13 protein-coding genes are annotated in these 14,162 nt (G+C 44.6%); 7 read left to right on the top strand and 6 right to left on the bottom strand.

Going from position 1 to position 14,162, the window contains the following annotated elements:
* Positions 1-2 precede the first annotated feature (2 nt).
* Positions 3-779: a Zn-ribbon-containing protein gene (locus tag L1D55_RS03530; protein ID WP_004738535.1), complete on the top strand. Its 777-nt coding sequence runs from the start codon at positions 3-5 to the stop codon at positions 777-779.
* Between the two features lie 111 nt (positions 780-890).
* Here the strand turns inward: L1D55_RS03530 and L1D55_RS03525 are convergent, their stop codons facing one another.
* From L1D55_RS03525 to metN, 3 genes are all read right to left on the bottom strand, one after another.
* Entirely contained in the window at positions 891-1,700 is an 810-nt protein-coding gene (locus L1D55_RS03525) for a MetQ/NlpA family lipoprotein (RefSeq protein ID WP_105025447.1), read from the bottom strand.
* Positions 1,701-1,780: 80 nt separating this feature from the next.
* Positions 1,781-2,464 carry a methionine ABC transporter permease gene (locus L1D55_RS03520; protein WP_008222912.1) on the bottom strand — a complete coding sequence of 228 codons (684 nt, stop codon included), beginning with the start codon at positions 2,462-2,464 and terminating at the stop codon, positions 1,781-1,783.
* A complete protein-coding gene (gene metN, locus L1D55_RS03515) occupies positions 2,454-3,488 on the bottom strand; it encodes a methionine ABC transporter ATP-binding protein MetN (RefSeq protein WP_008222913.1) in 1,035 nt (344 codons plus the stop codon). Before metN ends, L1D55_RS03520 begins: the two co-directional genes overlap by 11 nt.
* A gap of 240 nt (positions 3,489-3,728) precedes the next feature.
* Between metN and gmhB the strand changes: the two genes are divergently transcribed.
* The 5 genes from gmhB (at position 3,729) to treC (ending at position 9,127) form a co-directional block, all read left to right on the top strand.
* Positions 3,729-4,280, top strand: a complete 552-nt coding sequence (gene gmhB / locus L1D55_RS03510; protein WP_004738542.1) for a D-glycero-beta-D-manno-heptose 1,7-bisphosphate 7-phosphatase — start codon at positions 3,729-3,731, stop codon at positions 4,278-4,280.
* A gap of 43 nt (positions 4,281-4,323) precedes the next feature.
* Positions 4,324-4,659, top strand: a complete 336-nt coding sequence (locus L1D55_RS03505) for an MliC family protein (RefSeq protein WP_004738543.1) — start codon at positions 4,324-4,326, stop codon at positions 4,657-4,659.
* 89 nt (positions 4,660-4,748) lie between these two features.
* Positions 4,749-5,693 (top strand): trehalose operon repressor TreR, encoded by a 945-nt coding sequence (treR, locus tag L1D55_RS03500; protein ID WP_239916528.1) that lies wholly within the window; start codon positions 4,749-4,751, stop codon positions 5,691-5,693.
* A 204-nt stretch (positions 5,694-5,897) separates the two neighbouring features.
* Complete coding sequence (gene treB / locus L1D55_RS03495; RefSeq protein ID WP_239916527.1) at positions 5,898-7,322, top strand: PTS trehalose transporter subunit IIBC; 1,425 nt, start codon at positions 5,898-5,900, stop codon at positions 7,320-7,322.
* Positions 7,323-7,441: 119 nt separating this feature from the next.
* Entirely contained in the window at positions 7,442-9,127 is a 1,686-nt protein-coding gene (treC, locus tag L1D55_RS03490) for an alpha,alpha-phosphotrehalase (protein ID WP_239916526.1), read from the top strand.
* Positions 9,128-9,272: 145 nt separating this feature from the next.
* Here treC and L1D55_RS03485 read toward each other — a convergent pair whose 3' ends face one another.
* From L1D55_RS03485 to L1D55_RS03475, 3 genes are all read right to left on the bottom strand, one after another.
* Positions 9,273-10,187 carry a hypothetical protein gene (locus tag L1D55_RS03485; protein ID WP_239916525.1) on the bottom strand — a complete coding sequence of 305 codons (915 nt, stop codon included), beginning with the start codon at positions 10,185-10,187 and terminating at the stop codon, positions 9,273-9,275.
* A 147-nt stretch (positions 10,188-10,334) separates the two neighbouring features.
* On the bottom strand, positions 10,335-11,852 hold the full coding sequence (locus tag L1D55_RS03480) for a winged helix-turn-helix domain-containing protein (RefSeq protein ID WP_239916524.1): 1,518 nt from the start codon (positions 11,850-11,852) through the stop codon (positions 10,335-10,337).
* An 88-nt stretch (positions 11,853-11,940) separates the two neighbouring features.
* Positions 11,941-12,543, bottom strand: a complete 603-nt coding sequence (locus L1D55_RS03475; RefSeq protein WP_063524544.1) for a YitT family protein — start codon at positions 12,541-12,543, stop codon at positions 11,941-11,943.
* Between the two features lie 347 nt (positions 12,544-12,890).
* Between L1D55_RS03475 and glyA the strand changes: the two genes are divergently transcribed.
* A complete protein-coding gene (glyA, locus tag L1D55_RS03470) occupies positions 12,891-14,141 on the top strand; it encodes a serine hydroxymethyltransferase (protein WP_004738553.1) in 1,251 nt (416 codons plus the stop codon).
* Positions 14,142-14,162: the final 21 nt, after the last annotated feature.

Here is a 14,162-nt window from a genome sequence, read left to right as displayed (position 1 = left end):
AGATGTACGTACTAGAACTTCAATTTGAGTGTTTTGATAACACAACGGTAAGCGCTGTCGACAAGGCGGTGAATGGCTTAATGGATGCACTGCGTTATAACGGACAAGTGCTAGGCCGTGAGTTTCCTATCGTGATGGGTGACGGCGAGTTTTACGTTCGTGTTGTCTGCCCAGAGCAAGATAGCTTACACCCTCGTAATCACTCAGATTTTGTGAAAGTGTGCTTAGATCGTCTGTCTAATGCGAGCCTGCTGACTCCTAAAATGCGCTTGCTGGGTCGAGATTTGAACTCAGAAGAAGTGGCTGAAGATGAAGCGCCTAGTTGGCAAGTACTTTACACCACCTTTGTGCATACCTGCTCACCGCTACGCAGTGGTGATAGCTTGTTGCCGATCCCACTATACCGTAATCCACCTACCTTTAATGGCGACCATAAAGCCGTACTGAAATGGCAGACGGAATGGCAAGCCTGTGATGAAGTACAAATGGGTGGTGGTTGTCGAGCGGAACACGCGACCTTGACGGAAATCAGCGATACCAAAAGCGTACTATTCAAACGTGGTTGGGGCTTGAGAGGGCGTATCGAATACCTGACTAAGATTCCTACTTACTACTACTTGTACCGTGTAGGTGGCATTAGTTTGAAAGACGAAAAAGAGCGTAAATGTCCGCAATGTGGTGGCGAATGGCTGCTAGATGCGCCGATCCACGATATTTTCTATTTCAAGTGTGATGACTGCCGTCTGGTATCAAACATCTCTTGGGATCAGCTAAAGTAACGACGGCGTTCTTAGCACAGTAGGCTCATGAGTGAGCTTCGAGTGATCGAAAAAGGGGCTGACATTGTGTCAGCCCCTTTTGGTATCTATAGGGTAGTGAAGTGAGGCAGATTACCAGCCTTTAACTACGCCACCTTGGAAGATGTCAGAAGCTGCTTTGTACACTTCTTCAGTTTGGTAAGCTTTAACGAAGTTTTGTACGTTCTCAGCGTTTAGGTTCTCTTCACGAGACACAATTAGGTTCACGTATGGAGACTCTTTGTCTTCAACGAATACGCCATCTTTTTGTGGAGTCAGGTTGATAGAGCTCGCGTAAGTTGTGTTGATGATAGACAGTGCTACGTCATCAAGAGAACGTGGTAGTTGTGCTGCGTCTAGCTCAACAATCGTTAGGTTCTTAGGGTTCTTAACGATGTCACGTACTGTTGCAAGAAGACCTGCGCCTTCACGAAGTTCAAGTAGACCTTGTTGTTCAAGAAGCAGTAGAGAACGACCTAGGTTTGTAGGATCGTTTGGTACAGCGATACGCGCGCCATCTTGAATTTCGTCTACTGATTTTACTTCTTTCGAGTAACCCGCAATTGGGTAAACAAACGTGTTACCAGCGATTGTCAGTTTGTAACCACGGTCAGCCACTTGCTGATCTAGGTACGGTGCGTGTTGGAATGCGTTGATGTCGATAGAACCGTCATCTAGTGCTGCGTTTGGTGTTACGTAATCAGTGAACGTTACTAGTTCAACATCTAGGCCGTACTTCTCTTTCGCTACTTTAGCTGCAACTTCTGCAACCTGAGCTTCAGCACCTGCCATTACGCCCACTTTTACTTTAGAAGTGTCGACTTCTTTATCACCACAACCTGCTAGAACTAGCGCTGAAGCTGCCGCTGCGATAGTTAGTAAACCTTTAAGGCTAAATTTCATAATAATCTCCTTTTAATAAATCTATTTAATTTGGTTCAGACGACTCTGTTTTTAGTTTGTTTGCGTATAAACGCTGAGTCTTATCTGTGGTCAACACGGCGAACTAATGAATCACCGATCGATTGAATAATTTGTACAAGCACAATCAACATCACTACGGTCACTGCCATGATGGTCACATCGTAACGGTGGAATCCGTAACGAATAGCCACATCGCCTAGGCCGCCACCGCCAACCGTACCTGCCATTGCTGAGTAGCTCACTAGGGTAACTAGTGTGATGGTTACTGAGTTGATAATAGTCGGTAGTGCTTCAGGAAGCAGAACTTTGCTGATGATTTGTGTTGGTGTTGCGCCCATTGATTGCGCTGCTTCTACTAGACCTGTTGGTACTTCAAGCAGTGCACTTTCGATAAGACGAGCAACAAATGGGATTGCGCCAATAGTCAGTGGAACAATTGCCGCTGTTGTACCGATAAAGGTACCAATCAGCATCTTAGTCAATGGGATAATCGCAACCATCAATACCAAGAAAGGTACTGAACGGCCTACGTTGACTACCGCACCAAGAATTTGGTTAAGCTTAGTGTTTTCTAGCAAGCCGCCTTTTTTGGTGGTGTGTAGAATCACGCCTAGGGGAATACCGACAGCAAAGCCAACAATGCCTGCTACTGCAACCATGTAAAGTGTTTCGCCAGTTGCTTCTAATAGAAGGTTACCGTTAAGGCTGATCCAGTCAGCAATCTCGTTGAAACTAAAGGACATAACCAAGCACCTCTACTTTTACATTGTTATCGCGTAGGAATTGAATAGCAGCATTATCATCTGCTTCGTTGCCGAACAGTTCAGCTACCATCATGCCGAACTTCACGCCGCCAGCGTAATCAAGGTCAGAACTTAGAATGCTGACATCGATATTAAATTTACGAGCGATTTGCGTCATTAGTGGAGCATCAACGGTTGCACCTGTGAACTCAAGGCGTACCAGAGGGTAACTGCCATCTACTCGAGTTTCTTGCAAGCGTGCTTGGTAATCTTCAGGGATCGTTAGATCTAAGGTTGAACGAATAAATTGATGCGCTAACTCAGTCTTAGGGTGCGCAAAGATGTCGCCAACCGTGCCTTTCTCTACCAATTCACCACCACCGATGATCGCCACTTCGTGACAGATGCTCTTAACCACATCCATTTCATGCGTAATAAGCAGGATAGTAATGTGTAGTTTACGGTTGATTTCACGCAGCAGTTCAAGAATCGATTGAGTGGTTGCAGGATCTAGAGCGCTGGTCGCTTCATCACACAGTAGTACTTTCGGGTCTGATGCCAGTGCACGAGCAATCGCGACACGTTGCTTTTGACCGCCACTTAGGTTTGCAGGGTAAGTATCACGCTTGTCTGCAAGACCAACCAGTTCAAGGAGCTCACTGACTTTCGCTTCGATAACCGCTTTATCTTTACCTGCTAGTTCTAGAGGCAGTGCTACATTGTTAAATACAGTACGAGAAGACAGCAGATTGAAGTGCTGGAAAATCATGCCGATGTTACGGCGTGCTTCGCTAAGTTCTGATTTGCTGAGCTTTGTTAGGTCGATACCATCAACAATCACTTCACCTGAAGTTGGGGCTTCCAACATATTTACACAGCGGATTAGGGTACTTTTGCCTGCACCTGAAGAGCCGATGACTCCAAAGATTTGACCTTGAGGAATGTGGAGGTTGATATCAATTAAGGCATTGATTTCTTTAGTGCCTTGATAAAAAACCTTATTGACTTGATTCACTTTAATCATAGAGAAACCCGTGCAGGTAGAACAGAATAATATGTCGATAGCTCGCTCGATTTACAGATGATGCTATGGTGTTCCGTGATCTAAGTCAATAGATATTTTTACGTCTAGACGGCTAAACGTCGATTGTATTGCTGAGGTGGAAACAAATCGTTAACGAACGCAAAACTAAATAGATAGTGATGAAGCAAATAAAGCGTGTAATAATTAATGATTAATAGAGAGTTGATAGAGAACAAAATTTTGTCTAAACCTGCTGTTTTTTTAGATCGTGATGGTGTGATTAACGTTGATCACGGCTACGTACATGATGAGCATGATTTTGAATACATCGATGGTGTGTTTGAAGCGGCGAAAGCGTTTAAAGATATGGGTTATTTATTGGTGCTTGTGACGAACCAGTCTGGTATTGCTCGCGGCATGTTTAGTGAAGACCGTTTTCTCTCTTTAACGCAGTGGATGGATTGGAACTTTGTCGATAATGGTGTTGAGTTAGATGGTATTTACTACTGCCCTCACCATGCTGAACACGGCATTGGAGACTACAAACAAGATTGTGATTGTCGTAAGCCAAAGCCTGGCATGTTCATTTCCGCGCGTGACTTTCTAAAGATTGATATGGCTAACTCTGTGATGATCGGCGATAAAGCTGAAGACATGATGGCTGCAGAAGCTGCAGGTGTTGGCACTAAGGTATTGGTAAGAACCGGTAAACCAATTACCGAAAAGGGTGAAGCCTTGGCAAGTGTTGTCCTTGATAGCATTGCGGATGTGCCTGCTTTCCTAAAAGGCTAAGACATTTCACTACCTTCAACGGTATAAAGATGAGGAACGAAGTATGAAAGCTATGTTAGTAGCATCTCTATGTACGGTAGCATTAATGGGTTGCTCTAAATCAGCAGCGCCTGACAGTGCTACATCGGACAATCAATTCGTGACTTATCAATGTGAGTCTGACGTTTCATTTGAAGTGGCTTACCTTGATAATGAAAAAGCGGTATTACGTTTACCTGAAAATGAATACCGCCTGACTCAAGTAGCGGCTGGTTCTGGAACCAAGTACATCTTAGATGATGGTACTGGAGAGCTAATCAACAGCGTTACTTTACGTACCAAAGGTGATAACGCACGCCTAGAACTTGGTCGTGTGGTGTATCGAAACTGCAGCAAGTAAGCCATCTTTAATCGCTAAGATTTACAAACAATTAAGTGAGGGTATATACCCTCACTGCTTCTTTTTCTTCCTTTGACGTTAGACTTTTTATGAGCAAAAAACTCACTATTCTTGATATTGCTAAGCTGTCTGGTGTTGGTAAGTCGACCGTATCTCGTGTTCTGACCAATGATCCCAAAGTGAAACCTGAAACCCGTGAAAGGGTAGAAAGAGTAATTCAAGAATCTGGGTATACGCCTTCAAAGTCTGCACAATCGATGCGTGGTGGCAGCCAAAAAGTGATTGGCGTGATCATCTCTCGCTTGGATTCTCCTTCTGAAAACAAAGCCGTCAGCACCATGCTGGCTGAGTTGTACCAAGCGGGCTACGATGTAGTGATCATGGAAAGCCAGCTCGACAGAGAAAAAGCCAACGAGCACCTACAAGTTCTAAAGCGTCGTAACGTTGATGGCATCATTGTGTTTGGTTTTACGGATTGCGATATCCCCGAAATTGAAGCTTGGGGACATAAAGCTGTGGTTATTGCGCTGGACACCGAGAATGTTACTTCTATTAACTATGACAACCAGCAGGTGATCAATAGGGCGTTGGCGTATTTAACGGATCAGGGGATCTCTGATATCGGTTTTGTTGGAGTGGATCCTAGTGATAAATCAACCGGTGAACTTCGTCTAAAAGCTTACCTAGATTGGTGCGAGAACAGTGGAGTGATAGCGAACTATCGTACTGGTCAACTTCATCATGAAAGCGCTTATCAGTTAGTGGATGAGGTACTCACTCCAGCGACTCAAGCGATTGTTTGTGCCAGTGATACTCTTGCTCTTGGGGTCATCAAACGCTTGCAAGAACGACAACGTGAAGATGTGGTGGTGACTGGCGTCGGCGGTAACGATCTTCTTTCTTTCCTATTCCCTCGGGTCTTTAGTATTGATCCGGGCTACCAATCAGCGGGTAAACTAGCCGCTAATCTATTGATCTCTCAACTTTTAGGTAACAGAGAGATCTCTCATCACACCCAATCACCGATTCAATAATCCACTTAATTAAGCGAAACTGAACCGCTTAGATTAAAATTAGACTGTGATCTCTTTCAATTAATGGGACTGTTCCCATTTTGATTTTTCATTCAGCTAGGCATTATAATAATCAATTTTGGGAATGTTCCCATAAATCTAAATCTGAGTGGTTATTGCTCAATGATTTAGATGAGTCATTGAATAAAACCAGGGTGGGGTAGTATGAGTAAGATAGCGAAGCAAGACATTGCGCGTCTTATCGAGTTAGTTGGTGGTAAAGAGAATATTGCGAGTGTCAGCCACTGTCTGACTCGACTACGTTTCGTATTGAATGAGACAGAGCTGGCGAATAAAGCAGAACTCGAAAAGCTCAAGCTAGTAAAGGGTTGTTTTACTAACGCAGGCCAATTTCAAGTGGTGATTGGCACCGAAGTTGACGAAGTGTATGCACTGCTGATCGAGCAAACGGGCAAAGAGGCCTCATCAAAAGATGAAGCGAAATTGGCTGCTCGTCAGAACATGAACTTCCTTGAGCGTGGTATCTCCCATTTAGCCGAAATTTTTGTGCCACTGCTGCCTGCCATTATTACTGGTGGTTTGATTCTTGGTTTCCGTAATGTGATTGGCGACATTCGCATGTTCGACGGCAAAACCTTAGTTGAAATCAGCCAATTCTGGGCAACCGTTCACTCTTTCTTATGGTTGATTGGTGAAGCGATTTTCTTTTTCCTACCGGTTGGTGTGTGTTGGGCGACGGTTAAGAAGCTCGGCGGAACCCCTATTTTGGGTATCACGCTCGGTGTGACCTTAGTGTCGCCGCAGCTGATGAACGCTTACATGATAGGTAAAGCCGTTCCTGAAGTGTGGGACTTTGGCTTTTTCGTGATTGAGAAAGTTGGATACCAAGCACAGGTGATCCCTGCGATGCTCGCGGGTGTGACATTAGCCTTCATTGAAACCAATCTTAAGCGCATCGTGCCAGCTTACTTGTACCTTGTGGTTGTGCCATTTGTATCGATCATTTTGTCTGTGATTCTGGCTCACGCCTTTATTGGTCCATTCGGCCGTATGCTAGGTGATGGCGTCGCATTCGCAGCGAAAGCAGCCATGACTGGTGACTTCGCGATTCTTGGTTCAGTGGTATTTGGTTTCCTTTACGCACCTTTGGTTATCACGGGTATTCACCACACAACCAACGCAGTGGATTTGCAGTTGATGCAAGACTTAGGCGGCACGCCAATTTGGCCTCTGATTGCGCTATCTAACATTGCACAAGCTTCAGCGGTTGTTGGCATCATTATTTTAAGTAAACGTGAAGGTGAGCGAGACATCTCGGTACCAGCAGCAATCTCTGCCTACTTAGGCGTGACAGAGCCTGCGATGTACGGCATCAACTTGAAATACAAATTCCCAATGTTGAGCGCCATGATAGGTAGTGCCGCAGCGGCTGCTATTTGTGGTAGCGCAGGTGTGATGGCGAACGGCATCGGTGTGGGTGGCTTGCCAGGTATCTTGTCGATTCAACCGCAATATTGGTCTGTTTATTTAGTGGCGATGTTGGTAGCGATTGTATTGCCAGTGACCTTAACGCTGTTCTTCTACAAGCGTGCGCAGTCAAAAGGTGAGCTCGAAACAGCAAACGCGTAGCGCATCTTATAAGCGGTGACTTCAATCCAGCCATCGCTTTTTCCCTTAGAAACGACTTCTATCGACCATGTGAACATGGTGGTTTTTATTTATTATTTTTTGGTAAGTGAGTGTTAGAGATGGCGATGACTGAACATGATGAAAGCTGGTGGAAAACCGCAACCATCTATCAAATCTACCCAAAGAGCTTTTGTGACAGTGGCAGTAAAGGTACTGGTGATATCAAAGGGATCATTTCGAAACTGGACTACCTCAAACACTTGAGTGTTGATGCGATTTGGTTAACCCCAGTTTACGCATCACCAATGATCGATAACGGCTACGACATTTCAGATTACTACGCGATTAACCCTCAATTTGGCACCATGGAAGATTTCGACCAGTTGCTGGCTGAAGCGCATCAGCGTGGTATTCGTATCGTGATGGATATTGTGGTTAACCATACCTCCACTGAGCATGAATGGTTTCAATCCGCATTGGGTGATAAAAACAGCCCTTACCGTGATTACTACATCTGGAAAGATCCTGTAAACGGCGAAGCACCAACTAACTGGCAATCCAAGTTTGGCGGTAATGCATGGGCGTTAGACGAAGCGACTGGTCAATATTACCTTCACCTGTTTGCCAAGGAGCAGGCCGACCTGAACTGGGAGAATCCGGTCGTACGTGAAGAAGTGAAAGACGTTATCAGCTTCTGGGCTGAGAAGGGCGTCGATGGCTTCCGCTTGGATGTGATTAACCTGATTTCAAAGCAGCAAGATTTCCCTAATGATGATATCGGTGATGGTCGCCGTTTTTACACAGACGGCCCACGTGTGCATGAATATCTAAAAGAGATCAGCGAAGCGGTATTCCAGAAATATGGCAGCGTGACAGTAGGCGAGATGTCCTCAACTACATTGGAGCACTGTCAGCAGTATTCGAACATTGATAACAGCGAGCTATCGATGGTGTTTAACTTCCACCATCTTAAAGTGGATTACACCAATGGTGAGAAGTGGACCAATGCACCATTTGATTTCTTGCAACTCAAATCGATCTTCAACCATTGGCAAACGGGCTTGAACGGAAAAGGTTGGGGCGCGCTGTTTTGGTGTAACCATGACCAACCGCGAGTGGTGAGCCGTTTAGGTGATGATAAGAACTACCGTGTTGAGTCGGCTAAAATGCTGGCGGCGTCTGTCCACATGATGCAAGGCACACCTTATATCTATCAAGGTGAAGAGATTGGTATGACGAATCCAGGTTATACCGAAATCAGCCAGTATCGCGATGTAGAGAGTACTAACATGTACGACATCATGGTCAATCGCGATGGTGTGGATCATCAAGATATGATGGCGATTCTAGCGCAGAAATCTCGTGATAATTCTCGTACACCGATGCAATGGAATAGCGAAGCGAACGCGGGCTTTTCAAAAGCTCAGCCATGGCTTGATGTTGCGAACAACTACCCAGAGATCAATGCAGAGCAAGCACTGGAAGACAAAGACTCTGTGTTCTATTTCTACAAGAGTTTGATTGAACTTCGTAAAGAAGTGCCTGTGATTACTCATGGTCGTTATCAAGATTTGCTACCTGAGCACCCATCAGTATTCGCGTATTCTCGTGAGAGTGAAGAGCAGACTCTACTGTGTATTAATAACTATTATGGTGAAGAAGCGGAATGTGCTTTACCTGAGCGTTTTGATATGACGAATGCCAAGTGTTTGCTTTCTAACTATCAAGAGGCAGACGATTCAGTAACATCGCATCATCAAGTCTTGCGTCCTTACGAAACTCGTATTTTGTTGATTGAGGGCTAGGTAGTCAGTTCACTTTATTGAGGTCTATCTAATCATAAAATAAAGCTCATGACCTTCAGTACCCCAGTTGGTCATAAGTTTACCAATAAGGCTTTGGATTGCTCCCCAAAGCCTTTTTTACATCAGTGTGCGGCAGTTGGTAAAACTACGCCTTTTCGATTGCAGTCAGTTTGGCTGCTGATTCCTCGATGGTGGATTGCTCCACTGACATCAATTCAATTTGCTCTATCAGGCCAATTGTTGGGTTGAACCAACGCTCAGACGATGTGCCGAACTCTGTTGAATCCATACCTACACAGCCAATGTAGTAAGTGTTTTTCTCCGTAAGATTCGCAGCTTCGATCGATTTACCCGAAACAGTGAAGCTTTTACGAACACCGGTTTCATTAATTATTTGCTGCCAAGTGACTTGGCACGAGGCGTTAGATGGTAAGTTTTCAACCCACTGATTATCCTCAAAATCACTCAACATATTCGCGACGGCTTCTCCATCAAGCGTGATTTGCATTGAAATCGTTTCTTCACTGATATCAATGATAGGGTTGCTCTCTTTTACATCAGTTCCTTTCAAACGGAATAGTGGGCTGCTGTACATCATTCTTGTGATGTATTGGCTACCAATGAAGTAAGCGTTGGTGATTTTATGTAACCCGCGGTCAGGACCTGCAAAATAAATACTGCCGCCTTCTTGTGTGCCTTCAGAATTCGTCATGATGTCTTCAGAGACATAAAACTCGGTGATGCCGTAATTGACTAGGTCGTTGATAACTTGAATTTCCGCTTCATTACCTGACTCTTTTTCTAAAGCTGCAATGATGAGCTCACCACTTAACGGCGTGAAGTTCATTGTCATCGAGCCTTCAGTTTCACCATCTTTGGTAAATGCGTACTTTAATGCTGTGCTTGCTTGAGGCGCGAATTGAGAGTCGTTGATTGGGTAATCGACTTGGTTGCTTGGGCCTTTATTGCCATTAGTTGAACCAGAAGAAGAGCCGCCTCCGCCGCCGCAGCCATAAAGAGCAAAAAGAGAAGTCGCAAGCAGCGTCATGGTTTTTTTCATGTGAAGCATTCCTAATAATGTTGTTGACCGTGAGCGGTCGGATGTTTTTAGGAATGCTATTGATATGAGGGTTTATAGGGCAAAAAACGAAGACACATGAAACCTTAATTTATATTTAAGTTGCTGTTATTAATGGTTTTATGTTTTCTAGTCTGATAGTTGATGCCCGACAGCAGTACAGTAATTTAGCATCAGATTCTCCCACTGCTTGATGATCAGCGGCTCTTTGACACTGAGTTTTAGATTTTTCCAAGGCTGAAGACAGGTCGATTTTGACTCTGGCTTTGATAAGCGCGCAAACAGTTCTTCCGATGGAACGACTCGTAGTAAGGCAACCAAAGACTCCATGTAGTTGAGGCGAAACTTATCCATATCTCCTTGCTTATAAGCGATGTGAGATACCACCATATAAACCAGAGCATTTTCGATAGTCGAGTTCCCTGCGGTGTTGGTTAAGAATTCCTTCGAAGTTTGCAGATCTCTCAACTTGAAATGAATAATTCCCAGCCACAGCTTAAGTTCGTCTGGAATCAGCTTAAAGCGTGTTTGCACTAGGCTAGTAAATCGAATCAGTCGTTGGTGGTCTGTCTCAAATAGCGCTAGCTGGCGAGCGATCAGCGTTGATGTCATCACGTTGAGTGGCTCGCTATCAAGATCGATAGTCGTGTCATTCAATAGAGCACTTAATGTGTGATTATCGACAGACCATTCTGGAGAGAGAGGAGCAGGCAGAGCAAAGTAGCTCGCCAGTTCTTGGTTAATCTCCATCAAGCTCTCGCTGAGGTTGTCTATCTCAATAGAATAAACGCCACGAAAGGCAAGCTTGCCTGAGCTCGGGTAGATAAGGCTGACCTTGGCTGCGAGTCGTTTGTCTACCTCTTGGTCCTTCAGCTGAATATTAAGCAGATAGTCACTGGTACGCATGTTCTTTGCGCCAGGGAAGAAAGGAGAGCTATCAATTGGGTCCAAGAAGTAACTCGGGGCATCTTGGTTGGCTAAATCGGTATAGGCGTACTCAATTTGTTGTTGAAGCAACAGAGCTTTAACCATCTTGCGATAATGTCTTGCGTTGTCACCGACCGCATCGATGCGATTGAGTAGCAGCTCAACCTTAGGAATTAACCGCTGTTCTCGTTCAACCTCAGAGGCATGATTCGACGATTGCCAAAACATATAGCCCAAGCTTGCTGTAGTGATCAGTAACACCAGAGTCGTTAATAGAAGAACAGAGGTCACTAGCGTCGGAGTTTTTCGAGCTTTAGTCTGCTCTGTTTCTAAAACTGTTTCTGCTGTTTCAGGTGCTGTGTTAGATAAGCGGACCGAGCTAGGGCTTAGGAAGTAGCCTTTACGCGGATAAGTGACCAAAATCTTGGTAGCGTCGCTCTCTGGCAAGTGCTTTTGTAGTACCGAGCGAAGTGTGCTGATTCGATTGGTGAGTACGTTTTTGGAGATGAAATTACTTTGCCAAACCGCCGCGATAATTTGCTCTGCTGCTAATGGCTCTCCGACGCTCGTGAGAAATAGTTCAAGTAACTCGATAGAACGAGGTTCTAAATCAATGACCTGCTCGTTGCAACTCAAGACACGTGTCGCTGGGTTGAATTCTAAACCTTCAATGTAGATTGAGGTTTGAGTGTCTTTGGCGCTGGAGAGGTAATCTTGCATAACGAAAGAGGGATAGCTTGTAAAAGCTAAATACTAGCTGTTTTCGTTATGAAAAACAGCTAGTAATTCATTGATTGGATAGCTGGTATTAAGACGCGTAGTTCACAGAATAACGCGTTGGCTTATGATTCATCGCTAGTACTATATTCAATACCGCTGTACCTAACACTGACACTGCAATTACCCAAGGCGATACAAAGAAGAACGAGGCAAATAGAATACACGCGTCGATCGCCATTTGAGTTTTACCCACTGAGATGCCGTAGCGATCTTGAATAAACAAACACAAGACGTTGAAGCCACCCAGGCTAGAACGGTGACGGAACAGAATCAGCATACCCAAGCCCATCAACAAGCCACCGGCAACGGCACAGTAGATCTCGTTATGAACTTCGAGCGAAATAACCAAGTATAAATGATCGGCAAACACAGACACTAAAGCACCGGAAATCGCACTGCTGATCGCAAAGCTGCGACCAAAACGTTTCCACGCCAATAGATAGAATGGACAGTTAGCGGCAAAGTATAAAATACCAAAGGTTACAGGCAAAAATTGACTCAACAGTAGAGCCAGACCAGTAGTGCCTCCGGTAAGCAGATTCGCAGACTGTAAAAAGAAGACGCCTAACGCTACTAAAAACGTGCCCGTCAGGACTGCAATCCAATCTTCTTTACGTGAGTGTTTTTCCATCGTTTTAATAATTACCTAATCAATAAAGGCGTGCATAGTAGTTAAAAACTTAAGCTTTCGGTAGCTAGAGGTGCAAAATTAAGGTAAACCTATGTAATCTGCGTTTTACAGGGTGTAAATCGTAAAATTGACAGTAAGGGGCATCTTTGGTTGGATAAGCCCGATAACCATGATGAATCTTATTTGTGATTATGAAAAAACTGCATGATAAAATTGCAATTAGCTCTTTATGACCTAGATCAAATTATGTAGAATGCGTCACATCAAAACGGTGACGGAAACGTTTGCTTTTGGTCGTTGTGTGGTTTTTTTGAAACTTTCAGTACAATCTGAGTCAGGAGATACAGATGCTTAAGCGTGACATGAACATTGCTGATTACGATGCGGATCTATTCGCAGCTATCCAAGAAGAAACTCTTCGTCAGGAAGAGCACATCGAACTTATCGCTTCAGAAAACTACACAAGCCCACGTGTAATGGAAGCTCAAGGTTCTCAGCTAACAAACAAATACGCTGAAGGCTACCCAGGTAAGCGTTACTACGGTGGTTGTGAGTACGTAGACAAAGTTGAAACTCTAGCAATTGAACGTGCATGTGAGCTGTTTGGTGCTGAGTACGCGAACGTACAGCCTCACTCAGGTTCTCAAGCAAACAACGCTGTATATATGGCGCTACTAAACGCAGGCGATACAGTTCTAGGTATGAGCCTAGCGCACGGTGGTCACCTAACTCACGGTTCTCCAGTAAACTTCTCTGGTAAGCTTTACAACATTATCCCTTACGGCATCGACGAAGCAGGTCAAATCGATTACGAAGAGATGGAAAAGCTGGCTATCGAGAACAAGCCTAAGATGATCATCGGTGGTTTCTCTGCTTACTCTCAAATCTGTGATTGGAAGCGCATGCGTGAAATCGCGGACAAAGTAGGTGCTTACCTATTCGTAGATATGGCTCACGTAGCTGGTCTAATCGCGGCAGGTGTTTACCCGAACCCAGTTCCACACGCGCACGTTGTTACAACAACAACGCACAAAACGCTAGCAGGCCCACGTGGCGGTCTAATCCTTTCTAACGAAGGCGAAGATCTTTACAAGAAGCTAAACTCAGCAGTATTCCCTGGAGGCCAAGGTGGTCCTCTAATGCACGTTATCGCTGGTAAAGCAGTAGCGTTCAAAGAAGCTCTAGAGCCAGAATTCAAAGAATACCAAGCACGCGTAGTTGCTAACGCAAAAGCAATGGTTGCTGAATTCCTTGAGCGTGGTTACAACATCGTTTCAGGTTCTACAGAGAACCACCTGTTCCTAGTTGACCTAATCAACAAAGACATCACAGGTAAAGAAGCAGATGCAGCACTAGGTGCAGCAAACATCACAGTAAACAAGAACTCAGTACCAAACGACCCTCGTAGCCCGTTTGTAACGTCAGGTATCCGTATCGGTTCTCCTTCTATCACTCGTCGCGGTTTCTCAGAAGCAGACGCGAAAGAGCTAGCAGGTTGGATCTGTGACATCCTAGATAACATGGGTGATGAGTCTGTTATCGAAGCGACAAAAGCAAAAGTATTAGAAATCTGTAAGCGTCTACCTGTTTACGCTTAATTTTTTCTTCGTAGTAATTTG

The organism is Vibrio sp. Isolate22 (assembly GCF_022398115.1).
Taxonomy (GTDB): domain Bacteria; phylum Pseudomonadota; class Gammaproteobacteria; order Enterobacterales; family Vibrionaceae; genus Vibrio.
Note: the sequence above shows the minus strand (reverse complement) of the source record. Positions and strands in the feature narration are given on the sequence as shown.

Coding starts and splice junctions, on each gene's coding strand:
- treC (WP_239916526.1), top strand. CDS start 7,442: ATGGCGATGACTGAACATGATGAAAGCTGGTGGAAAACCGCAACCATC.
- L1D55_RS03530 (WP_004738535.1), top strand. CDS start 3: ATGTACGTACTAGAACTTCAATTTGAGTGTTTTGATAACACAACGGTA.
- L1D55_RS03505 (WP_004738543.1), top strand. CDS start 4,324: ATGAAAGCTATGTTAGTAGCATCTCTATGTACGGTAGCATTAATGGGT.
- L1D55_RS03525 (WP_105025447.1), bottom strand. CDS start 1,700: ATGAAATTTAGCCTTAAAGGTTTACTAACTATCGCAGCGGCAGCTTCA.
- treB (WP_239916527.1), top strand. CDS start 5,898: ATGAGTAAGATAGCGAAGCAAGACATTGCGCGTCTTATCGAGTTAGTT.
- metN (WP_008222913.1), bottom strand. CDS start 3,488: ATGATTAAAGTGAATCAAGTCAATAAGGTTTTTTATCAAGGCACTAAA.
- L1D55_RS03475 (WP_063524544.1), bottom strand. CDS start 12,543: ATGGAAAAACACTCACGTAAAGAAGATTGGATTGCAGTCCTGACGGGC.
- L1D55_RS03480 (WP_239916524.1), bottom strand. CDS start 11,852: ATGCAAGATTACCTCTCCAGCGCCAAAGACACTCAAACCTCAATCTAC.
- L1D55_RS03520 (WP_008222912.1), bottom strand. CDS start 2,464: ATGTCCTTTAGTTTCAACGAGATTGCTGACTGGATCAGCCTTAACGGT.
- glyA (WP_004738553.1), top strand. CDS start 12,891: ATGCTTAAGCGTGACATGAACATTGCTGATTACGATGCGGATCTATTC.
- treR (WP_239916528.1), top strand. CDS start 4,749: ATGAGCAAAAAACTCACTATTCTTGATATTGCTAAGCTGTCTGGTGTT.
- L1D55_RS03485 (WP_239916525.1), bottom strand. CDS start 10,187: ATGAAAAAAACCATGACGCTGCTTGCGACTTCTCTTTTTGCTCTTTAT.